The sequence below is a fragment of the Leptotrichia sp. HSP-342 genome, from assembly GCF_041199995.1.
Lineage (GTDB): Bacteria > Fusobacteriota > Fusobacteriia > Fusobacteriales > Leptotrichiaceae > Leptotrichia > Leptotrichia mesophila.
The window spans coordinates 1,772,706-1,794,611 of the sequence record NZ_CP165646.1; the positions used below are offsets into that span (position 1 = coordinate 1,772,706).

A 21,906-nucleotide genomic window follows, 5' to 3' on the forward strand; every position below is an offset into this window, starting at 1 on the left:
ATAATTATTATTTAAACCAAGAATATAGCGGCAAACTTATATTCATAGTATAAATTCAAATGTTATTCTATCATATATTTTTCTATTTGTAAAGGCTTCCAACTTCATTTTTTCAAAAATTTCCTATTTTGCAAACGAAGCTGTTAATGAATCAAAATCAACTGGCAACTCAAGCTTTTCTTCAACTTTACCATTATTTATTTTTAAATTATATGGAAATGCATCAACTGCAAACCCACGAGCAATTGAACCGCTTTCATCATAGTAGGCTGGGAATGTATACTCATTATCCTTTACATAAGTCTGTGTTTTCCCTAAATCAGTCTGAGAATTTGTAAATACAACTATTACATTAACTTTATCTTTATTTGCATCATAAAATTTCTGAACTTCAGGCAATTCTTCCTTACAATGTGGACACCATTCAGCAGCAACAATCATTAATGTTTTCTTACCATTGTTCATAATTTTTTCACTATTAACAGTTTTATTGCTATTTAACTCCTTCAATTCAAATTTTGGAACTTTCCCTTTCCCATCTACATCAACACTAAATTCTTTTCCACAAGATGCCACAAATAATAAAAGCAATGACATCATTAAAATTATTTTTTTCATTTTATATGTTTTCTCCTTTTTCTTAATTTTTTATTGTTTATACAATTTTGTAATTATACACTATTATTATTAGAATTTTCTGTCAAAATATTTGTTTTTATTTATCTAATCCAAGTGTTAAAACAGAAATAAACTCTAAATTTTTTTCTCCATCTAAAACCCAGTTATTTCCTTGTTTTTCCAAAATTATATTTATTGTTTTTTCACTATAAGATAACTTGTTTTCTTTTATTTTCTCATTAAAGAATTTAGTTGCTTCCTGAACAACTATCTTATCGATCTCTGATTTTGAAGCTATATTTGAAGATTTATATTTTTCAGTAATCATATTATGAAATTCATTTCCAAAAGTGCTGTAATCAGGATACTTTATAGTAACATTTACTGTGGCTATTTTATCTTTTGTCTCAACTTTATTTATTTTGTAGGTAATTTTTTTAAATCCTTCAAGTACAATTCCAATTCCAGGAATATTCATTGATGAATCCCATTTTTTTATCTTATTCATATCTCCAGATTGAATAATTTTCATATGCTGTTCAAACATTCTTTTAGCGACAGCATCCCTTCCACAGCTTATAGTCATTAGAATCATACTTAACAACAATAAGATATATTTTTTCATAATTCTCTCCTTCTAATATTTCATTTAGTTTACTAAATAAGCATCAAAAATTTCTCCAATATCATAGCCATTTTCTTTAGCGACTTTAAAATAGAATTTTGATTTTTGTTTATTTTTTTGATTATAATAATAAACTCCTAGATTGTAAAAGGCTGTTGTATTAAGTTTTGCAGCAGCCTGTAGATTCAGAATTCTTACCATCTTGTCAGTTTCAGGATAGTAAAGGCTCAAGTCAACCATTGAATAATCATCTCCGCTACTTGCAAGTCTTTCTAGTATTTTTTTTGCTTCTTTGCTTTGTTTTACTTGATTTTCCTCAGCTTTTGCTGGATTTTTCTCTTTTTCCATATCTTCTAGAATATAAGCAAGTTTATATCCAGCTGAGATTGAACCTAGTAAATATGCTTTATTATAAATATTTTTTGCTTTTTTTATTTCCTTTTGAGTCTCATATAGACGACCTAGATAATTCATTGCATCAATATCATTTTTATTTGCAGCTTTTTGATAAAGTTCTTCTGCTTTTGTAAAATCTTTTAAATTTTCATAGATAAATCCTTTATATCCGAGAATTAATACTTCGTCTGAGTTTGTATCTTCCAGTATTTTTAATGCAAGATCATAATTCTTTTCCCCTTTTACAAGCCTTGAAGCAAGTTCAAATGCTGCAAGATAATATTTATTCTGTGAAAATATCTGGTTGTAAATTTGTACTGCTTCCTCTTCTTTATCATCATTTTCCAGCAATTTTGCTTTCGCGTAAAGTGCAGGCGAGTAATTTTCAGACAAAAAATCTTTTAAAATATCATAGGCTTTTTCAGTATTAGAAACTTTTTCCAAAACTAAAGTTCCAAGTTCCTTTTTTTCTTCCACAGAAATACTTCCATTATTTAATTTTTTATTTAATTCCTCTATCCTTTTATAAAAATTCATCAAATTTTTATTATACTCATAAGAATACAGTGCATAAATTTCATTAGCGTCTCTTCCTTTTTTCAAATATTCCTGTGCCTTTGTAAATTCAAGCTTATTTTCATATATAGTTCCTATTACATAATAGGCTTTTACATTTCCCTGTTTTGCAGAACTTTCCAAAAGGTCTATGATCTGACTTTCGTCTCCATTTGTCTGCTGAAGTAAAAGTGCTTGATAATATTCAGCAAGCCCTTTACTTTTTTTCATATATCTATTAAAGAACATAGTTCCATTTTCAGCTAGATAAGTATAGGCAAGTCCATAAACATCTTCATTTCCAGCTTTTGCTGATTCATTTATATTTTTCATAATATATTCATAATCCTTTTTTCAAGAATTCCAATAAGTCCTTTTTCAAGTGCATCATAACCAGCATCTGTTTTTGAGCAAGCTACTGAAAATAATAATGCAATTATTATATATATCCATTTTTTCATACTTTTATCACATTTCCTATTCGTAAAAAAATTTCCCCCCGCTTTTACTTAGAATCTAATAAACCTAGAATTATTGATTTTTGATACTGCTATTTCACAGTAGTTCCAATTTTTATTTCATCGTCAATAATTATAAGTTTCGTTTTTTTCTTTTCAGTTGCTGTCAGTAGCATTCCTTGTGATAATTCTCCTTTTAATTCTACCGGTTTTAAATTCAGTATAGCCTGTACTTTTTTCCCAACTAGTTCTTGTTCATTTGGATACCATTTTGCAATTCCTGAAATAATCTGTCTCTTCTCTTTTCCAGTATTTACAATAAATTTTAACAATTTATCCGCATTTTCAATTTTCTCTACTTTTTCAATTTGAACAACTTTTATTTCAATTTTATTAAAATCATCTATTGTAATTGGATTTTCAATTTTCAAGTCCTCATTGTATTCTTTTTTAGGTTCCTCTTCCAATTCAATTCTTGGGAACAGCGGAACTGCTTCATTTAACCGATTTCCAAAGGGATAACTTTTCCATTCTTTTATATCATCTAAATGTAATTTTGTAATATCTTTTTCAAGTCCTAACTGATTTATCATTTTTTGTGCAGTTTCTGGCATGAATGGTGAAATAAGCACTGCAATTTTGTAAAGTGAATCCACTAAATTATACATGACTGTTGACAATCTATCTTTTTGGCTTTCATCCTTTGAAAGTTTCCAAGGCTCACATTCATCAATGTATTTATTCATTCTTGAAATAAATTTCCAAATATCCTTTAATGCCTCAGAAAATTGATAATTATTTATATGCTTATCCAAATCAATCAATGTATTTTTCCATAATTCCTTAATTTCAATATCAAAACTTTCTTCAACTTCATTTAATACAACTTCTGAATTAAAATATTTTTTTTGCATTCCAATCGTTCTATTAAGTAAATTTCCTAAATCGTTTGCCAAGTCAGCATTTATTCTCTGAACCATTGCCTTTTTAGAATAATCAGCATCCTGACCAAAAGTCGCCTCTCTCATCAGATAATATCTAAAAGCGTCAAGTCCGTATTTTTCAACTTCTTCCTCTGGATTAACAACATTTCCAAGTGATTTTGACATTTTTTCACCTTCTACAGTCCACCATCCATGTGCTGCAATCGTATCAGGCAACTTTATTCCAGCCGACATTAGCATCGCAGGCCAGATAATAGCGTGAAATCTCAGAATATCTTTTCCAACAACATGATTTACAGTTCCGTTAGTCCAGAATTTATCAAACTGCTCTGTATCAGTCGAAAATCCTGCACCAGTCAAGTAAATATTCAATGCATCGAACCAAACGTAGATTACATGCCCTTCTTCTAGTTCTAATGGTATTCCCCAGTCAAATGTAGTTCTTGAAATTGATAAATCTTGAAGCCCTTGTTTTATGAAGGCAATTACTTCATTTTTCTTACCTTCAGGCTTTATAAAATCAGGATTTTTTTCGATATGTTCTAACAGTGCATTTTCATACTTAGATAATTTAAAGAAATATGAAGTTTCTTTTACATCAATGACTTCTTTTCCCATATATTTTCCATCAACAAGCTGATTTTCAGGTACAAAAGTTTCTTCAGAAACACTATATTTACCAACATATTCTCCTCTATAAATATCTCCCTTGTCATGCACCCTCTTTATTATTTCTTTTACAGTTTTCAAATGTCTTTCTTGTGTTGTTCTCATAAAATCTGTATTTGAAATATTTAACTTTTCCCATAAAGTTGTGAAATTAAGAGACATTTTATCTACCCATTGCTGTGGCGTAAATCCATTTTTTTCAGCTGCTTCCTGAATTTTCTGCCCATGCTCATCGACTCCAGTCATAAAGCCAACTTCTTCACCAATTAACCTTTTGTATCGGGAAACAACATCACAAATTATTGTTGTATACGCTGTTCCCACGTGTGGTGCCGCATTAGGATAGTAAATTGGCGTTGTTATGTAAAATGCTTTTGACATATTTTTCCTCCCTCTAATTTTATAATTTATCAATATCTAAAAATTTATCTTTTTATTTAAAACTTTCTTCATTAAATTCAACATTCTTATTTTTGTTATATTTTTCACTGTAAATTTCAAATGCCTTATTTCCAGCCTGATGTATTTTTTCTTTTACTAATTTTATCGACTCTTCTAAAGTTATTTCCTTTGTTAAGTAAAATGGCTCTGCAACATAATGAACACATTTAGAAAATGGAACAGGTATTTCAAGTTTGTCCCACATATTTTTAAAAATCCATTTTTTACTGCAGTAAGAACTGACTGGAACAATCGGCATTCCTGTTTTTTGTGCTATAAAAATTGCACCCGCTTTTGGCTCAAAAATAGGACCACTCGGACCATCAATCGCAATTCCAAGAGTATAGTCTTTCTTGGCATATTTCATAGCTTCCTTTAAACTTTTTATATTGTCTCTATTCGACGAACCTCGTATTAATTCATTCCCTTCTCTTCTAAGTAATTCTGCTAAGATTTCTCCATCCTTTGAGGCACTTACGATGGAAGCCTTTTTATCAATAATTCGTGTAGCATTACATACTGTAAAAATTTTTCTGTGCCAAAAAACAATGATGTTAGGTTCGTTTATTTTAACGCTATCTGCATAAAAATATTCTTTTCTAGTCATAAAACTTAATATCCTGTATACAACATGAAGAATAGAACCTAAAAATTTATATTTATTCATTTTCACTCCCACTATTTTTAAATTACACCCAATCTTTATCAAATTAAATTAACCAAAATTGACTAAATCTTAATTTATAATTTCCATATTAAATTAGCAGATATTTAAATTTTTGTTATATTTGCATTTTAAAATGTTTCACTATATCGGAAATCTTATTTTCTATAACTTCATTAGTCTCATTTTTTCTATAATTTTCATCAAGTCTTGTACAAAGCATAGTTGCATAACCAAATAGAAAATACCATATTTTATTTATGACATTTTTAGCCTCTTCTTCCTCTAAAGCAGGAAAACTTTCCAGCAGATTTTCTTTTGTCAAGAACTCTCGAAGCGTTACTTCGTAAAGTTTTTCAAATCTTTCTGTTGTATCAAGAAAAATTGTCCTAAATAATTCCTTTTCTTCTCTAGCGAATATCACAAAACCAATTGCTCCACTCAATATTTTTCTTTCAGCATAATTTCCATATAAGTATTTTTTTAATTTTTCCTTACACATGTCTATAATTTCTTCTTTTAATTCATCTACTGTATTAAAGTTAAAGTAAATAGGCGCCGTAGAACACTTCAGATAACTTGCTATTTTTCTGACACTTACATTTTGGAAGCCTTCTTTTTTCATTAACTCATATCCAGCCTCAATTATCACTTCTTTCGTAAACTTAAGTCTAGGCATCGTTTTCTCCTTTTCAGATTTTCATCTGTTTTATCCATTAATTTTTTCATAAATACAAAATTTCCATCCATCGTGATTTTCCTCAGTCAAAGTTATCCATTTATCCAAATCTATCTTTGGAAAATAAGCATCTGCAGCTGTATCGGAAAAATCAATATAACTCATATAAATTTTACTAACAATTTCTAATTCTAATGATTTTTTATAAATTTGCTCTCCTCCAATAATAAAAATTTCTTCCTCTACATTTTCATATTGTTTAACAAACTTATAAAAATCATTACATATTTTTAGTTTTGTAGTTTTTGTTTCATATATATCTTTTTCTTCAGTTAGATTAAAAAATGATTTTGAAAATACAATATTTTTTCTATTAGGCAACGGCTTACCTATACTCTCATAAGTATGTCTTCCCATTACAACTGTTTTTCCTGTTGTAATTTCTTTGAATTTTTTCAAATCTTCAGGAATACGCCACAAAAGCTGATTATTTTTTCCAATTTCATTATTTTTCCCAACAGCAACTACTATGCTATACATTTTATACTCCTTAATTTTATAATTTAATCGAAGTAATAAAATATAGAAAAACCATTATCTTTTATTTAACTTTATATACTAGTTTAAAATACTGATTTTACTATATTCTACTACTTCTTAAACTTTTCCATTCTTAAACCGCAACTTCAAATTTAATTACAGGATGGCTTTCATAATCTTCTAACGTAATATCCTCGAATGTCAATTCATTAAATGGCTTGTCTGCTATATTTATTCTAGCAAGTTTTAACGGCTCTCTTGTCAGTTGTTCCTTTAGCCCTTCAATATGATTTTCATAAATGTGAGCATCAATTATTGTGTGAGCAAATTCTCCAACTTCATAACCACATTCTTTTGCAATCATCATTGTAAGCAATGAGTAACAAGCTAGATTAAACGGTATCCCAAGTGCAATATCCCCACTTCTTTGAGTTAAATGGCAGTTAAGTTTATTTCCAAGAACATTAAACGCAAAAGTATAATGACACGGTGGCAATTTACTAATTGTTGCATTTCCTGGATTCCAAGCTAAAACTATCATTCTTCTTCCATTTTTATGATTAGGATTTGTTTTCATTTCCTTCAGAGTGTCAACAATATACTGAATCTGGTCAAATACAAGCTGCCCATTTTTTTCTCTAGTCACCCAAGGATTATTCTCATCGGCAAAAACTTCTCCATCTAATGAAATTTCAGGTACTGGATATCTTCTCCAGAATCTTCCATAAGCCGTTTCTAGCCTTCCTTCCTCATCTGCCCAGGCATCCCATATTTTTGTCTTTTTTCGCAAGTTTTTAATATGCTCTTCTCCTGATAAATACCAGAAAAGTTCGTGCAACATTGAGTTAAAATACATTTTTTTTGTTGTCAAAAGGGGATAACCTTTGCTCAAATCTACTTTATATGAATAAGCAAAAGTAGAAATTGTATCAACTCCTGTCCTATTTTCTTTTTTTATCCCATTATCAAGTACATACTTAACCATATCCAGATATTGTTTCATTTTCTCTCCAATTCTATTTTTCTCACCTATTTTAATTTTATAAGGTTTAAATTAATATTCAAAATTATTCTGTCTCAAAGCTTCAAACAGCACAATCGCGACAGCATTGGACAAATTCAGTGAACGCCCAAGGGGAAGCATTGGAATCGTGATGTTGCTTTCCTTGTATTTATTTAATATTTCTTCAGGTATCCCACGTGATTCAGGCCCAAACATTATATAATCGCTGTCATTAAATTTCACATCTGTATATCTCTGTTTTGTTTTTGTTGTTGCAAAATAGATTTTTGCATTGCTGTTTTCGATGTTTTCCTGCCAGAAGTGTTCCCAATTTTCCCACACGAAAAGCTGTACATCTTTCCAGTAGTCTAGTCCCGCACGTTTTATTTTCTTATCATCCAGTTCAAAACCGAGAGGTTTTATTAAATGTAATTTTGTGTTTGTTAAGACACAAGTTCTTCCTATATTTCCTGTATTTACGTGAATTTCTGGATTTAATAGAACTATGTTCATTTTATCTACCATTCTTTCTATTCAAGTTTATTTTACCATACAAATCTATTTATTTCATCAATTTTTTATAATCTTCCAGTTTTATTCGATTAGAAGTAATTTTATTTAATTTTTTGGTAATGTTATCTCCTCTATCAAAACCACCAAATCCTATTTTGGAATTAATGTGAGTAATTGCTATAGCAAGTGCATCCGCAGCATCATCAGGTTTTGGGATTTCTTCTAATTTTAATATTAATTTTACCATTTCCTGAATTTGCTTTTTTTCAGCTCTACCATAACTTGCAATTCCCATTTTTACTTGAAGCGGAGTGTAACTGTATAAATTCAATTTATTTTTCTGCCCTACTAAAGTTATGACTCCACGAGCCTGTCCAACTTTTATTACCGTCTTCTGATTTTTAAAGAAAAATAAGTCTTCAATTGCCATATCTGTTGGCTTCCAAAGCTTTATAATATTTTCCAGTCCATCATAAATTTTTTCCAGCCTTACTGGCATATCCTCATCTTTATCCGTAAAAATACAGCCATAATCAAGTGGCACATATTTACCATTTTCATAATCTACAACGGCGTATCCTACTATTGCTGTACCAGGATCTATCCCTAAAATCCTCATGTTTCTCCTATTTATTTACTTTCTTATTTCTTTATTTTTTATTATATCACACCTAAAGGTTGTATGCAAGATTTCCGTATACGCTATTCAAAATATTTTTGTATATAGTTCCGAGTGTAGTCAACATAGCTTCTCAAGTCAATATCATCATAATTGACAAAGTCTTTTACATTTGTTTCAACTTTTCTTATTTTGTATAAATTGCTGTTTATATCTCCAAAACCGTATTTTTCATAATACTTTTCCTGTTTCTGCATAACTGCCTTGTATAGTCCCGTCTTTGAAAAATATAGTCGATATTTTCTAAATTTATACAACACTTCATTACTTTCAAAGTCTATCTTTCCATTTTCATCACAAGCATAGATATCTTCATAAACAGAAGCATATATGAAGAATATATCTGGATTTTTGGAAAAAACTTCTTTTACTGCCACTGATATTTCTTTTTTTTCCCAAAAATATAGTTTTAAAACTTCTGATATCCAAATATGATTTCTTGGCATAATTAACTTGCTGTAGTAAAATTCATCGGTTCCTATAACTTCATTGCCTATCCTATATAAGAACGAACTTTTATTTTTCAGGAAGTTATCAATATCCTTTATATCGAAAATATTTTTATATTGAACAGCTATCTTCTTTTTTATTTTATTCAGAATATTGCCGTTTATATTTGTAATAAAAATATCGTTTTCAAAAACCGCAACTATTTCTATATTTTCTTTTGCAAAAATTCTTTTTAACCGTTTTACAATACTTGTTTTATATCTATTTAAGGTATGTTTTGTAAATGATGAATTTAACAGCAAATCTCTTGGTGTTTTTTTTATTATATTTTTATCCTTTTCAATTAAAAGTTTACTTTCAATCAGCCATTCATACAGATAATCTTTTTGAATTGATAATTTATATACCTTTTTTTGAAGATAATTGTCATAATCATCCATCTTTACTTTTTTTGAATAGTTTATTCCAGACTGACTAGCATTTGTGAATCCGCTATCTAAAAGTAAAGTTATCAGCTTGTCATTATTGTACTTCAAATACTTTATCTTATTTTTAAGCTTCATACTATTGCTATAACTTCCTTTTGTAATAATATTCAAAAGATTTTCCTTTTCATCCCAGTTGCTTTTTTCTTTTATTATAAAATTATACATCTTTTCTGTTGCCAGTACATCCTGTAGACAATAGTCAATTACTTTGTCCACAATTTCATCATATATATTTTTTTTAATTACGTAATTAAAATTGGCAAAATCCTGTTCCTCAATACTGTCTCCACAATTAAACTCAAACCCTTTTACTCCGAGATTTAAGTTATATTCATAAGCCAAATCATAAGAGTAAAATTCGTGGTTTTCGTTTTTGTATTCATCTTTTGGCATATTTCTTATTTTTTTTATTTCGCTATTTAATTTATTTCTACTTACATTTGAATTCCTGTATTTCAAAATGTTATTAATCACAATATCATCAAATCCATGTCCTGCATACGAGATTAAAACATTTTTAGAAATTATGTCATACAAAAGTTTTTTCTGACGATTAAAATTATCCGAATCAATAATTAATATTTTGTCATCATTTAACTTTTTTAAGACAATACAGAAGTAATTTGGAAAAACTTCAATATCAAATACATATTTATTTGACTTTTTCATATATTATTATCACCGCTTTTCAGTTCTGAAAGTTACAAAAAATATTTATCTCTTTTCAAATAGATTTTATCTCCCCTAATATTTACAATTTTCACAATCCCTTTAAATTCTCTTACATTTGTGTTCTTATTTCTCACATATACTTTAAATTTCTGATTTTCTCTTACATTTACTCCTTTACTGATTTCCTTGCTTATATTTTCAAATTTTTTAAACGTATCAATTACGGTCATTCCATTTTTCAGTTTTCCATACTTCTCATTGGAAACATTTATTCCAAAGTAATCAAGTACATATTCTATGTCCACAAAGCAGACTATCTCCCTAATTTTTTCCGTTCTTATATCAATATCTTTTCTTACAGCCCAAAAAGACTCATTTTCTTTCTTTTCTTCAAAAAGTTCCTTCAATTTTCCAATTTCAGCTTCAACTTTTTCTAATGAAATTGCATCTTCAATAACATATTTATCAATTTTAGTTCTCACAAGTCTTGTCATTGTGGCAAAAACTCCTAATTTCTCTCCAATATCGTAAACTAATGAACGGATATAAGTTCCACTACTGACTTTTGTGTAAAATGAAATTTTAATATTTTGAGCATTTTCTGAATTTTTCTCTGGACGCACTATCTTTATTTCTCTAATTTCTGATATTTCTACATTCCTTTCGGCTCTTTCCACTTCAATCCCTTTTCTTGCCAAATCATAAAGTTTCTTACCGTCAATTTTTATTGCGGAATACATTGGCGGGACTTGTTTTATTTTACCTTTAAAACTATTTACAGCCTGTATTATTTCAGAATCACTTATATTAATTTCAGAATCATATTTTTCAACAACTGTCCCTTCTGAATCATAAGTATCTGTCTTATAGCCAAGTTCCATTTCCACATAATATTCCTTATCTTTTTTCATCAAACTGTCAGAAAATTTTGTGGCATCATTAATCATAACAATCATAAGTCCCTCGGCCATTGGGTCAAGGGTTCCAGCATGTCCAACTTTTTTGGCCTTTATCACTCTTTTCAGATGATTTATCGCCCCAAACGAACTTATCCCTTTGCTTTTATTTAAAAGTATCAGTCCATCCTTTGTAAAATTCTTCTCCATTTTACTCCTTCCTATACCCACCATATTCTTTACATTATCGGTGAAATCAGTTTAAACACAGAATTTCTTAGACGTTTTAAAAAAGTAACCTTTTTCAGCCTTATCTCGTCAAACCTTTCACACACTTCCAAATCTTCTATGAACTGTCCCTTTAAATCTCTGCTAATTTCTTGATTATAAAATACCGAGTTTACTTCATAATTTATTTCAAAGCTCCGCATATCAAAGTTGCATGTTCCCATTGTGGATATTTTTTCATCCACTATCACATTCTTGCTATGCAAAAATCCCGCCTGATAACGAAAAATTTCAACTCCAGCTTCTATTAGTTCACCAAAATAAGTTTCTGCTATCCAGTAAGGCATTTTCTTATCCGGCACTCCTGTAACCATTATCTTTATTTTGACTCCAGAAAGAGCCGCCATTTTCAGTTGTGAAATCAAATCATAATCAGGTACAAAATATGGACTTTGAATAAGCACTTCTTCTTTTGCCGTTGCAATCATTTTAGAATACAGATATTTCAAAGTCGTCCATTCAGTGTCAGGCCCGCTTGAGGAAACCTGCATCAGATATTCCAGTTTTTCTTGTTTATCTATTGGCTTTTGCTCTTCCAGTTCGTGAACTGCCTCTTTTTTTATATCTTCAATAAAATCGTCTTTCCCACCGCTGTTTAGCCAATCTGTAACAAAAATTGCCAGATACTGCCCAATTATTTCTCCTGTAATCCGAATATTCGTATCCCTCCAGCTGTCAAACCTCTTTCCGCCATCTATATATTCCTGCCCTACATTCATGCCGCCAGTATGCACTATATTATTATCGATTAACACTATTTTTCTATGATTCCTATAATTCATCTTGGAAATAAAAAATTTCACATCCAAAAACCATCTTATCTCAATTCCAGCGTTTCTAAGTTCCTTTTTATATTTTCTAGGCAATTTCCAAGTTCCCACTCCGTCAAAAAGAAGTTTTATTTTAACTCCTTCCTTAGCCTTTTTCAAAAGTGCATTTTTTATTCTTTCCCCAAGCTCATCGGCTCTCCAAATAAAATATTCCATATAAATCGTGCTTTTCGCATTTTCTATATCAAAAATAATCGAATCAAATGCCTCTTTTCCATGAAAAAATAATTTATACGAATCATTATTGGTCAAAAAGGTCCCTTCAGCCTTGTACAGCATTTTTACAAGTTCACTTTGCTGACTGCCTAAATTAATATTTTTTATCATTGTATCAATCTGATTCCGTATTGTAGCTTTTATTTCTGCTTCAGTCATTTTAGCTGTGTTTCCATCGACATTTTCAAGACGATTATAATAAAAAAAGTCCTGTGATCTAAAAATATCCGACACGTCCCGCTGCATAAAATTAAAAATCCTTGAATACAGCTTTTTTTCTTCCCCCTTCATCTTCTTAGAAATTATCTTATTCCTTCTCCAGTTAATCCCAAATAAAAGATACAAAACCGCTCCACCAAGCGGAAACGTAAAAATCGTAAAAATCCAGGCAAGCATCGCATTCGGCGATTTATCCGACAACAGTACTGATACTGTCAAAACAATAATTATCAGATAATGCAGCCTTTCAAATGGAATTATCCAACTTGAAATAATTATAGCCAGTCCATGCAGCATATTATCCCCCTCATTTTTTATTTATTAAATTAATCTATCTTTTAGCATTATATCTATAATTTTATCACTTTTAACAAAGATTTTCAATCATTCTTATTGAACAAATTCTAAAAACATGACATAACGAATTGAAATTAAAAAGTACATAAATTCACGTAAAAAACAGTTCATAATTTATTTAATTCATAAATTGCAATATTAATTGCGACATTTTACCAAATTTTTTTTAAAACTAATTTCGTGTAAAAATTTTTCAAATGGCGTTGCATAGTTTAAACATTTTCTTGGTCTCGAATTTATCAGCATTAAAGTTCTTATCAAGTCTTCTGTATCTATTTTTGATATGTCGGTCTTCTTTGGGTAAAATTCTCTTAGAAGACCGTTGCTGTTTTCGTTGCATCCTCTCTCCCATGAGCAGTAAGGATCTGCAAAATAGAATTCTATTCCCAGCTTCTCCACTTCTTCCCAGCATGAAAATTCCTTCCCCCTGTCTGATGTGAAAGTCTTGAATGCTCCTTGTGGAATACTGGCTGTCAGCCGTTTTATTGCTTCTAACACTGAATTTTTACTTCTATTTTTCATCTTTATTGCCACATAAAACCTTGTCTTCAATTCCACAAATGTTGCAAAGCAGGCTTTGCTTTCCCCTCTTGATGAAACTACCGATTCTAGCTCCCAATGCCCAAAAACTTCTTTTTTCTTGACTTCTTCAGGTCTATCGCCAATTGTCTTCCCAATATTGAATTTTCCTCTCATCTCCTTAGTTTTCACTTTCCTTCCCTTTCTTCTCAAGACATTCAGGGAAACATCTAGAAAATTACTGTACAGCCAGTTATAGATAGTTTTAAATAACAGTCTCCCCTTTAGTTCCCTGCCAGCAATTTGTTCAGGAGACCAGGTTTTACAGAGTCTGTCCTCTATCAGATTTTTCAATTCAGGAGTAATTTTTGAGTTTCTTCCTTTATTAGCAGATTTTGTATTGGCATTTTCTTGAGCATTTTCAGAAGAGTATTCGCCATTAATTCTTTTTATTTCACGATAAATGGTAGTCCTGTGCCTGTTAAGGATTTTGGCAATTTTAGAAATTTTGTAATTTTCCTTTAGCAGAACCTCTAGTTTATTTCTTTCATTTATGGTAAAATATTTATGGCTCATGATATATTTCCTTTCGTTAATGTTTTTGTCGTTACTAACATTTTAACACGAAATTATCATGAGTTTTTATATTTTTTTAGTTTGTCGCAATATATTTTACAATCTATGAATTAGTTAATTTCCTTATGTTAAAAATTTAAATTCCAGCTGTTTTTCCATTCTTTCCATTCCTTCGGAGTTACTGTTGCCAAATCAAAATCTTTCATAAAATCATATGAATCTTCATATTTTTCAAGAGGTGTTATATCTATCAATTCTTTTGGTGCCACTTCATGGTCTATTTCTAAATCTATTCCATGATATAATGCTATTTTGGCGTATATTATGACATATACATGCAAGTAAAATTCATAGTTTGGATTATTATCATTTGAAAATTTTCTTGCCACTTTCTGTTCCATCATCCCGTCTATCACTTTTTTCATTCCATCAATATCTTTATCTGCCAAAGCACTTAAAAATTCATAATGCAATTCTCCATATTTATAATAACTGTCTTTCAATGGATTTTCCAAATATGCAGTACATCTTTTTTTGACTTCTTCAAAATCTCCTCTTATTGCATGAAGAATTACACGAATTAAGAAAAATGTTCCATAATCATTTTTTAAATAGCCATATTCACTTTTTTCACTATCATAATCATCAGGCATTATCATATCTATATTATTTTTGAAAAATGTTATAAAATCTGGATTATTAGACATAAACATTTCAAACATTTGAGTTGGGTGAGTAACAAGCATACTTGACCTACTGGTTGATAGTATTCTCAATTTTCCACCTATATAACAATTTAATCTGTGTTCTTTGATATTTTTTTCTATTAATAAATTTATTGAAGAGAATTTATTATAATAATTGGATAAAGTCGACATACAGGCAAATTGATCCCCTTTCTTATTTTCTATATATTTCAATTCATCTTTATCAAAATCTTCTTCTTTTCTTAAAAAACTTGAAATTAAACTAATTCCTTTTTCGTATTTTTTTTCTCCTGCTAATACGTTTTTCATAATTCTTTCCTTTCTCATTATTATTTATTTTGTATTCCTACAGGTATAATACTATTTATTACCCATTTAAATAGCGAATGTTTAAATTACATACTATATTCTTTTTGTGCTTAGTATAGTTTCTATTTTATAATGGGGTTTAGTAGGGGTTTAGTATTAGATTATTTTATTTAATATTAGTTTTTTTCTTTTTTCTTTTCGTAGGATTGCTCATTGCCGCAAATCCTACAACCTATGGCTAGACTACGACTTTTATTTGCCCAACTCCGAAACTCCTCCTTTCAGTCGTCATACAGTCGTAGTTGAACAAATAAAAGCTCCGTCGGTTTATTAAAACAAAAAAATTATACCTTAATTATCTTAAAATCCTATAAAAAAAGATAACTTCAAGTTTCCCCAAAGTCATCTGTTTCATTTAAAAATTATTCTCCAAAATAAGCTATCGCTTCAATTTCCACCAAAACTCCTTTTGGCAATTTGTCTACCGCAAAGGCTGATCTTGCTGGATATGGTTCAGTAAAGTATTCTGCATAAATGTTGTTTACTGCTCCGAAGTCATTGATGTTGTCTAATAATACAGTTGTTTTTATAACATTTTTTGTTGTTAATCCGTTGTTTTCTAAGATTGCCTTCAAGTTTTCAAGAACTTGTCTTGCCTGCTCTTCTACTGTAACAGCTTCAATTTGCTGATTTTCAGGATTTATTGCAATTTGTCCTGAGATATATAAAAAGTCGCCTGCTTTTCTAAAGGCTGAATATGGTCCAACTGCTTCTGGTATTTTTTTCATTTCTTCCTCCTAATTTTTCGTATTTTTTAAATTTTACAATTTTATTCTATCATATTTTTTCAATATCAAAAAGATTTTTCTTTCATTTTGCTTACTATTCCCAAAATTATTATTCTGGCGAATATCCAAAGTTTATAATGTATCGCCAGCTTTCTCCGGGAACTTTTGCAAATCCAAAGTAAAGCGGAATTGATAAGGCTTTTACTCCAAGCCCAAATTTATAGCTTTCCTTTTCTTCAGTTCCAAAGCTGTAGGCTTTTTGAGAAATGTTTGCCCTTGAGTAAGTTGTATCTAAATATACAAGTTTTGACAAATTATATTGAGCTTTTAGGCTTCCAATAAAAATACTGTTCCCACGAATTTTATCTGCTGGCATTCCAGCAAATTCCAATGAATTGTCAGCTGTTCGTATTCCTCCCATTTTTGGCCTGTAAGTTTCTGGAATATTGCTTCCGTCTGTTGTCAAATAAGATACTCTTGGAGTAATTGTTATTTTTTCGCCAATCGGTATATTTATTTCTCCACCTGCACTTAATGAGTTAAATTTAGCCTCTTTTGAGTTTGCCAAAGTATAATTTGAGAAAAAGTAAATACCTTTTGTTGCAAAATTAAGGCTGTCTCTTGTATCATAATTTAGCTTAGCTTCATAATATGGAAAAGCTTTTCTTACATTTTCAGCATTATTCTGATGTTTTGTCACATCTGAAATTTGATAGCCTCCACCAATTGAGAATAACAGATTTTTATACATTTCAAATCCAATTCCTGCTCCGATTTTGAATTTTCTGTTTTCAAAGTTGAAATATCCGTTATTGTATTTCTGATTTTTTATAATATCACGTTTATATTCAAATTCGCTGTAAATCAAGGCTTTCGAATCTTTTCCAAGTTCCATAGTTGCCTTACCTCTTGCCCCATATTCATTTGCAACCGTTCCAGTTACTGAATATCTTACATTTGTATTATTTATAATTTTACTTCCCTGAAAACCAACATTTACTGTTGCCAAGTCCTCGTTATTTATATTTCCCGAAAGTGTCAGATAATCACTTGGTTTTTCCTGCACATTTATTACTAAATCATTGTCCTTCACTTCGTAATAAACCGTTGTAAAATCACCATTCTGATAAATATTATTAACAATTTTTTCCATATCCAGCCTGCTTAAAACACCAAGTTTTTTAGGCAAAAATTTATCAAAATATTCTTTTTTATATTTTTTGTTACCTTCTATTACGACTCCAGAAATATTATACTCATCCTTCCAAGTCCGTCTAAACTCTTTCCGTTTTTCTTCCAATTTTTCAAAAAGTTCAGGATTTGATAATTTTCTAATTTCATCTATATTTTCTCTTGCAATTTTCTCTCCAGCCGCAATAAGTTCTTTTACCTTTGAAAAATCATAAGACTCAAACTTTTCCAAATCTGGTTTCATATATAAATCAAGCATACGAATTTGCCGTTCCACTTCCTGCCTCCCAGCAATTGTTGTCGAATCTGAAATTACATCAACCAAATTCATTTTATTCTCATCTCTTTTTGTAAATCCGTCTCCTACATTCACTCCAATTGTATAATCAGCCCCAAGCACCTTCACATCCTGCACAGGTAAATTTCGTGTAACTCCCCCGTCAATGTAAAGTCTTTTTCCATCCCGAATTGGTGCAAAAATTGATGGCAATGACAAACTTTCCCTAATTGCCGTTGCAATCGAGCCTTTATCAATCATAACACCTTCTCCAGATTCCAAATCAGTAGCAACTGCCGCAAACTTTCTCGGAAACTTCCTAAAATCCTGTATTCCAATTGCTCCATAAAAAATTTCATTCAGCCTTTGACTCGCAGTTTTTCCTCCAACGACTCCACTAGGTAATTTTGGCATAAAATTTTTCATTGGAATTACCGTACTATTTCTATCTTCAATTGAATTTCTTATAGCCCCCTTGTCCTTTCTCTCGATTTTATCGCTAAAAAGCCCCATCCAATCCATACTAATCGCTATTTCTTCTATTTCCTGTGGTGTATATCCCACACTATACATTCCCGCAATAATGCTTCCCATACTCGTTCCAGTTGCATATTCTATAGGCACCTTTTCCTCTTCCAGCACCTTCAATATTCCAATATGAGCAAGCCCTTTCGCTGTTCCCCCACTAAGCACTAGCCCAATTCTCTTATTCTCCTGAGAAGTTATCTCTTTTTTATTTTCTAATTTTTTTTCTTTATTTAAAATATCCCTGTCCAATTCTATTTTAGGCTCATTTTCCAAAACTTCCTTTTTACTGTCTTTTTTGCTTTCCTGCAAATTTTGTTCATCTTTTTTTAGCACAAAATAATTTTCATCTTTTAAATTTTCAGAAATCCCAAAACTATTTACCAAAAGAAAAATAATTAAAAACAAAAAATTTTTTCTTTTTTCAGTCATTTATCTCATACTCCTTTTTACAAAATTTTTTCAAATTTATCATTAAAATTAATTTTTTTGCTTCCAAAAAACTGACCCTCTAGTCATTTTACTACAAAAAATTTTTATTTTTCTTATAAATTTACTAAATTTTTAAATAAATTTATAATATTTCAAACATCAAATTTTGTGTTTGGGTAATCTAAATCAACATAAAATTTGAAGTTAGTTTTTCATTATATTTATTTATTTTAAAACACTTATTACAGTATTTACTTTATAATTTGCATAAATATTTAATTTTCTAAGAAAATCTGTTAATTCCTCGTTTGTATTAAAGCGTGTTTCTAGCATATAACAAGTATCGCCTGAAATTCTATAATGATTTATAACATTTTTAGAATATTTTTCAACAAAATTCAAATAATTTTTGTGAGACATCTGAATCATTTTGACATGTATAAACTGATGTATAGACATTCCTAAAGCATTGTAATTAATCTTTATTGTAAATATATCTATAACTCCTGATTCTTCAAGTTTTATAATCCGCTGTGAAATAGCAGGTGCTGACATATTCACAATTTGTGCTATTTCTTTGACTTTTATACGGCTATTTTTCTTTAATAAATCAACTATTGTCTTATCTACACTGTCCAATTTTTTCTCCTTCTTCTGAAAATAAAGTAATTTTTCATTTTTGCTTTTTTTAAATTATTCACAAACAAAAAAAATAGTGATACAATTATATCATAATTTAATTAAAAAATTAATTTTAAATATTATTGGAGGGATTTATGGAAGTAACACAAATAAGAAATGCAACCTTAAAATTAAATTATGGAGGAAAAACTTTTCTAATTGATCCAATGTTATCAAAGAAAGGTGAATTACCATCATTCGCACCACCAATAGCACCTATGCCAATGTCTGGAAATACTGCAAAAAATCCACTAGTGGAATTACCAATGTCAGTAAATGAAATTTTAAAAGGAGTTGATGCAGTGATTGTAACACATTTACATGATGACCATTGGGATTTAGCAGCTATTCAAACTATTGATAAAAATATAACTTTGTTTTCTCAAAATGAGAACGATGAAAAAAAATTACGTGAACAAGGATTTAAAAATGTCTTTATCTTAGGAGAAAACATAAAATTTGGTGAAATTACAATGACTTATGTTGAAGGGCAACATGGGAGTACCCCTGAATTGCTTGAAATAGCTGGAAAATCCTGTGGGGTTATATTTCAGAATAAAAATGAAAAAACTCTTTATCTATCAGGCGATACTGTGTGGTTTAGTGAAGTTGAAAAAACATTAAAACAACATAAACCTGAAGTTGTCATTATTAATGCAGGAAACAATCAATTTATAGAAGGCGGTCCATTAATTATGGGAGCTGATGATGTTTTAAAAGTACATAAAACTTTACCTGAAGCACAACTTATGGCAACACATATGGAAGCTGTAAACCATGCATATCTGACACGTAAAGAATTAAAAAAATTTGCCATTAAGCATAATTTTTATGAAAAATTAAATATTCCTGAAGACGGAGAAACTTTAAAATACTAATACTATTCTTGATTTAAATAGCAAACATTTAATAAATTTTTAATTGTATGCTTTATTAGCAAAAATTAAAACTTTCTGTCCTTAACATAGTTCTATTTTTTTATAGAATTTTAGTATTAGATTATTTTGTTTAATAACAGTTTTTACTATTTCTATTATATTTTTTACAGGATTGCTCGTTGCCAAAAATCCTTATCTTGTAGTAAAGAGCTATCCTGATAATTATAATTGTGAAAAGATTACTACGCAAATTCGCTTAATTCCAAAACTTCTGCTTTCAATCGTCAAACAGTCGTAGTTGAATAAATGAAAGTTTCGTTAGTTTATTAGCATTAAAAATTATACTTTAATTATTTAAAAATACTAAATTTTTATTCACCTCTGAAAAAAATTGAAATAATTTCATTATTTAAAAGGAGTTTAGCATTAACTATAACTCCAATATAAAATTTATAATATTTCAAACAGCTCTTCCAACTTTCTCACTTCATACTTCGGAATAATCCCAGTATCATTTACATTATTTCGTAAATTTACCCAGCAAGTATCAATTCCAGCGTTTTGTCCACCTTTTATATCAGCTCCTAATGAATCACCTATCATTATAACTTCAGATTTATCCATTATTTCAAAATAATTCATTGCATATTCAAATATTCGTTTATCAGGTTTATTTACACCAACTTCATCAGAAATGATAATTTTATCAATGCATTTGGCAATTGTTGAATTTTCTATTCGTGAATGCTGTACTTCCTTTATTCCATTAGTTACAATTCCAACTTTGTATTTTGAATGTAAATATTCACATAGTTTTTCAGTTGCTTCAAATGGAAAAATCCCTTCTCCCAGTTTTTTCAAGTAAAGTTCGCTCATTTCATACGGATTATATTTCAAGTCAAACTCCTCAATTATTTTTTCAAATCTTACAACCTTTAATCTATCCTTATCCACAGCCCCTTTTTCCAAATCCTTCCACAACTGCAAATTCACATCTTTATATCTATCTTTTATCTTTTCATAAATTTCTTCTTTTTTCGCATTACCTAATTCACTTTCCATAAAAAATCCCAATTCTTCGAAAGTGTTCCTAAACGCTGTTTTTTCAGTTTTTGGATAATCAAAAAGTGTATCATCCAAGTCTATTAATACAAGTTTGTAGTTCATTTTTTTCTCCTTTATTTATTTTATCTAAAATATTTCCATCATTTTTTAATGTTTTTTTAAATTTCTTTTTTTCAGTTTGGGCATTGGAATATACCATATTGACAATGAAATAAATCCTATTATTAGCATAAGCATTGGATTAAATAGACCTATTACAAAAGAAGAAATTTGTAAAATCGTTGTTATTTTGTGTCTTTTAAGGCTTATTACTGTTTTCTTTAGCTTTATATTCTCAGGATCTGCCTTCACAAGTTCATTACAAAGCCATGAATAAATAATATTTTCTCCCAGCAGAAAAAATATATACACACATTCCACCAAATAACTGTAAGGATTTTCAGAAACCCACAATGTTATATATGGAAACAACGTATTTAAAAACAATAGAAGCATCTGTATTTTAACTATTTTAGAATTTATTTTCTCAACCTTGTCAAATATCATATGATGAGTATCCCAAAATATTACAAACAATGTAAATGTCGTTATATACGCAAAATAATTCACTCTATTTTCCCAAACGGCTGCCAATGTTGTACCTTTTATTTTAGGCAGCTCCAATACCAAAACTGTTATTATAATCGCTATAACTCCATCAAAAAAGCCTACTAATCTGTCCTTTTTCATCTTACTACTTATCCTTTCATTTCAATCCA

General features: G+C 29.6%; 22 protein-coding genes. 1 reads left to right on the forward strand and 21 read right to left on the reverse strand.

Going from position 1 to position 21,906, the window contains the following annotated elements; genetic code table 11:
* Positions 1-123: 123 nt before the first annotated feature.
* From AB8B23_RS08990 to AB8B23_RS09080, 19 genes are all read right to left on the reverse strand, one after another.
* Positions 124-618 (reverse strand): TlpA family protein disulfide reductase, encoded by a 495-nt coding sequence (locus AB8B23_RS08990; RefSeq protein ID WP_369712463.1) that lies wholly within the window; start codon positions 616-618, stop codon positions 124-126.
* 97 nt (positions 619-715) lie between these two features.
* Positions 716-1,243, reverse strand: a complete 528-nt coding sequence (locus AB8B23_RS08995; RefSeq protein WP_369712464.1) for a DUF5105 domain-containing protein — start codon at positions 1,241-1,243, stop codon at positions 716-718.
* A gap of 24 nt (positions 1,244-1,267) precedes the next feature.
* Positions 1,268-2,527, reverse strand: coding sequence for an SLEI family protein (locus tag AB8B23_RS09000; RefSeq protein WP_369712465.1), 1,260 nt, complete (start codon positions 2,525-2,527; stop codon positions 1,268-1,270).
* The gene (locus tag AB8B23_RS09005; RefSeq protein WP_369712466.1) at positions 2,524-2,655 is read right to left on the reverse strand and encodes a hypothetical protein; all 132 of its coding nucleotides are present in this window, start codon (positions 2,653-2,655) and stop codon (positions 2,524-2,526) included. The genes AB8B23_RS09000 and AB8B23_RS09005 overlap by 4 nt, the downstream gene beginning before the upstream one ends.
* A gap of 89 nt (positions 2,656-2,744) precedes the next feature.
* A complete protein-coding gene (metG, locus tag AB8B23_RS09010) occupies positions 2,745-4,646 on the reverse strand; it encodes a methionine--tRNA ligase (RefSeq protein ID WP_369712467.1) in 1,902 nt (633 codons plus the stop codon).
* Positions 4,647-4,698: 52 nt separating this feature from the next.
* The gene (locus tag AB8B23_RS09015; protein WP_369712468.1) at positions 4,699-5,373 is read right to left on the reverse strand and encodes a lysophospholipid acyltransferase family protein; all 675 of its coding nucleotides are present in this window, start codon (positions 5,371-5,373) and stop codon (positions 4,699-4,701) included.
* 115 nt (positions 5,374-5,488) lie between these two features.
* Complete coding sequence (locus AB8B23_RS09020; RefSeq protein WP_369712469.1) at positions 5,489-6,049, reverse strand: TetR/AcrR family transcriptional regulator; 561 nt, start codon at positions 6,047-6,049, stop codon at positions 5,489-5,491.
* Between the two features lie 30 nt (positions 6,050-6,079).
* Positions 6,080-6,589: a dihydrofolate reductase gene (locus tag AB8B23_RS09025; protein ID WP_369712470.1), complete on the reverse strand. Its 510-nt coding sequence runs from the start codon at positions 6,587-6,589 to the stop codon at positions 6,080-6,082.
* 133 nt (positions 6,590-6,722) lie between these two features.
* Positions 6,723-7,592 (reverse strand): thymidylate synthase, encoded by an 870-nt coding sequence (gene thyA, locus AB8B23_RS09030; RefSeq protein WP_369712471.1) that lies wholly within the window; start codon positions 7,590-7,592, stop codon positions 6,723-6,725.
* A 51-nt stretch (positions 7,593-7,643) separates the two neighbouring features.
* Entirely contained in the window at positions 7,644-8,105 is a 462-nt protein-coding gene (locus AB8B23_RS09035) for a tRNA (cytidine(34)-2'-O)-methyltransferase (RefSeq protein WP_039900861.1), read from the reverse strand.
* Positions 8,106-8,154: 49 nt separating this feature from the next.
* Positions 8,155-8,724 (reverse strand): crossover junction endodeoxyribonuclease RuvC, encoded by a 570-nt coding sequence (gene ruvC / locus AB8B23_RS09040; RefSeq protein WP_369712472.1) that lies wholly within the window; start codon positions 8,722-8,724, stop codon positions 8,155-8,157.
* A gap of 83 nt (positions 8,725-8,807) precedes the next feature.
* Complete coding sequence (locus tag AB8B23_RS09045; RefSeq protein ID WP_369712473.1) at positions 8,808-10,391, reverse strand: hypothetical protein; 1,584 nt, start codon at positions 10,389-10,391, stop codon at positions 8,808-8,810.
* A gap of 32 nt (positions 10,392-10,423) precedes the next feature.
* The gene (gene truB / locus AB8B23_RS09050) at positions 10,424-11,500 is read right to left on the reverse strand and encodes a tRNA pseudouridine(55) synthase TruB (RefSeq protein WP_369712474.1); all 1,077 of its coding nucleotides are present in this window, start codon (positions 11,498-11,500) and stop codon (positions 10,424-10,426) included.
* 29 nt (positions 11,501-11,529) lie between these two features.
* On the reverse strand, positions 11,530-13,140 hold the full coding sequence (gene cls, locus AB8B23_RS09055) for a cardiolipin synthase (protein WP_369712475.1): 1,611 nt from the start codon (positions 13,138-13,140) through the stop codon (positions 11,530-11,532).
* A 198-nt stretch (positions 13,141-13,338) separates the two neighbouring features.
* Positions 13,339-14,295, reverse strand: a complete 957-nt coding sequence (locus AB8B23_RS09060; protein ID WP_369712476.1) for an IS30 family transposase — start codon at positions 14,293-14,295, stop codon at positions 13,339-13,341.
* Between the two features lie 128 nt (positions 14,296-14,423).
* Entirely contained in the window at positions 14,424-15,311 is an 888-nt protein-coding gene (locus tag AB8B23_RS09065; protein ID WP_369712477.1) for an Imm49 family immunity protein, read from the reverse strand.
* A gap of 422 nt (positions 15,312-15,733) precedes the next feature.
* Positions 15,734-16,099 (reverse strand): Rid family detoxifying hydrolase, encoded by a 366-nt coding sequence (locus AB8B23_RS09070; RefSeq protein WP_006803498.1) that lies wholly within the window; start codon positions 16,097-16,099, stop codon positions 15,734-15,736.
* Positions 16,100-16,208: 109 nt separating this feature from the next.
* A complete protein-coding gene (locus tag AB8B23_RS09075) occupies positions 16,209-18,524 on the reverse strand; it encodes a patatin-like phospholipase family protein (RefSeq protein ID WP_369712478.1) in 2,316 nt (771 codons plus the stop codon).
* A gap of 225 nt (positions 18,525-18,749) precedes the next feature.
* The gene (locus AB8B23_RS09080; RefSeq protein WP_369712479.1) at positions 18,750-19,163 is read right to left on the reverse strand and encodes an Lrp/AsnC family transcriptional regulator; all 414 of its coding nucleotides are present in this window, start codon (positions 19,161-19,163) and stop codon (positions 18,750-18,752) included.
* A gap of 137 nt (positions 19,164-19,300) precedes the next feature.
* Between AB8B23_RS09080 and AB8B23_RS09085 the strand changes: the two genes are divergently transcribed.
* On the forward strand, positions 19,301-20,083 hold the full coding sequence (locus AB8B23_RS09085; protein WP_369712480.1) for an MBL fold metallo-hydrolase: 783 nt from the start codon (positions 19,301-19,303) through the stop codon (positions 20,081-20,083).
* Positions 20,084-20,533: 450 nt separating this feature from the next.
* Here the strand turns inward: AB8B23_RS09085 and AB8B23_RS09090 are convergent, their stop codons facing one another.
* Together AB8B23_RS09090 and AB8B23_RS09095 are read right to left on the reverse strand one after the other, a co-directional pair.
* The gene (locus tag AB8B23_RS09090; protein ID WP_369712481.1) at positions 20,534-21,250 is read right to left on the reverse strand and encodes a YjjG family noncanonical pyrimidine nucleotidase; all 717 of its coding nucleotides are present in this window, start codon (positions 21,248-21,250) and stop codon (positions 20,534-20,536) included.
* A 45-nt stretch (positions 21,251-21,295) separates the two neighbouring features.
* A complete protein-coding gene (locus AB8B23_RS09095) occupies positions 21,296-21,877 on the reverse strand; it encodes a TMEM175 family protein (protein WP_369712482.1) in 582 nt (193 codons plus the stop codon).
* Positions 21,878-21,906 lie beyond the last annotated feature (29 nt).

Coding starts and splice junctions, on each gene's coding strand:
- AB8B23_RS09045 (WP_369712473.1), bottom strand. CDS start 10,391: ATGAAAAAGTCAAATAAATATGTATTTGATATTGAAGTTTTTCCAAAT.
- AB8B23_RS09085 (WP_369712480.1), top strand. CDS start 19,301: ATGGAAGTAACACAAATAAGAAATGCAACCTTAAAATTAAATTATGGA.
- AB8B23_RS09000 (WP_369712465.1), bottom strand. CDS start 2,527: ATGAAAAATATAAATGAATCAGCAAAAGCTGGAAATGAAGATGTTTAT.
- AB8B23_RS09095 (WP_369712482.1), bottom strand. CDS start 21,877: ATGAAAAAGGACAGATTAGTAGGCTTTTTTGATGGAGTTATAGCGATT.
- AB8B23_RS09025 (WP_369712470.1), bottom strand. CDS start 6,589: ATGTATAGCATAGTAGTTGCTGTTGGGAAAAATAATGAAATTGGAAAA.
- AB8B23_RS09060 (WP_369712476.1), bottom strand. CDS start 14,295: ATGAGCCATAAATATTTTACCATAAATGAAAGAAATAAACTAGAGGTT.
- AB8B23_RS09070 (WP_006803498.1), bottom strand. CDS start 16,099: ATGAAAAAAATACCAGAAGCAGTTGGACCATATTCAGCCTTTAGAAAA.
- AB8B23_RS09020 (WP_369712469.1), bottom strand. CDS start 6,049: ATGCCTAGACTTAAGTTTACGAAAGAAGTGATAATTGAGGCTGGATAT.
- AB8B23_RS09090 (WP_369712481.1), bottom strand. CDS start 21,250: ATGAACTACAAACTTGTATTAATAGACTTGGATGATACACTTTTTGAT.
- AB8B23_RS09005 (WP_369712466.1), bottom strand. CDS start 2,655: ATGAAAAAATGGATATATATAATAATTGCATTATTATTTTCAGTAGCT.
- AB8B23_RS09065 (WP_369712477.1), bottom strand. CDS start 15,311: ATGAAAAACGTATTAGCAGGAGAAAAAAAATACGAAAAAGGAATTAGT.
- truB (WP_369712474.1), bottom strand. CDS start 11,500: ATGGAGAAGAATTTTACAAAGGATGGACTGATACTTTTAAATAAAAGC.
- ruvC (WP_369712472.1), bottom strand. CDS start 8,724: ATGAGGATTTTAGGGATAGATCCTGGTACAGCAATAGTAGGATACGCC.
- AB8B23_RS09015 (WP_369712468.1), bottom strand. CDS start 5,373: ATGAATAAATATAAATTTTTAGGTTCTATTCTTCATGTTGTATACAGG.
- AB8B23_RS08995 (WP_369712464.1), bottom strand. CDS start 1,243: ATGAAAAAATATATCTTATTGTTGTTAAGTATGATTCTAATGACTATA.
- metG (WP_369712467.1), bottom strand. CDS start 4,646: ATGTCAAAAGCATTTTACATAACAACGCCAATTTACTATCCTAATGCG.
- thyA (WP_369712471.1), bottom strand. CDS start 7,592: ATGAAACAATATCTGGATATGGTTAAGTATGTACTTGATAATGGGATA.
- AB8B23_RS09075 (WP_369712478.1), bottom strand. CDS start 18,524: ATGACTGAAAAAAGAAAAAATTTTTTGTTTTTAATTATTTTTCTTTTG.
- cls (WP_369712475.1), bottom strand. CDS start 13,140: ATGCTGCATGGACTGGCTATAATTATTTCAAGTTGGATAATTCCATTT.
- AB8B23_RS09035 (WP_039900861.1), bottom strand. CDS start 8,105: ATGAACATAGTTCTATTAAATCCAGAAATTCACGTAAATACAGGAAAT.
- AB8B23_RS08990 (WP_369712463.1), bottom strand. CDS start 618: ATGAAAAAAATAATTTTAATGATGTCATTGCTTTTATTATTTGTGGCA.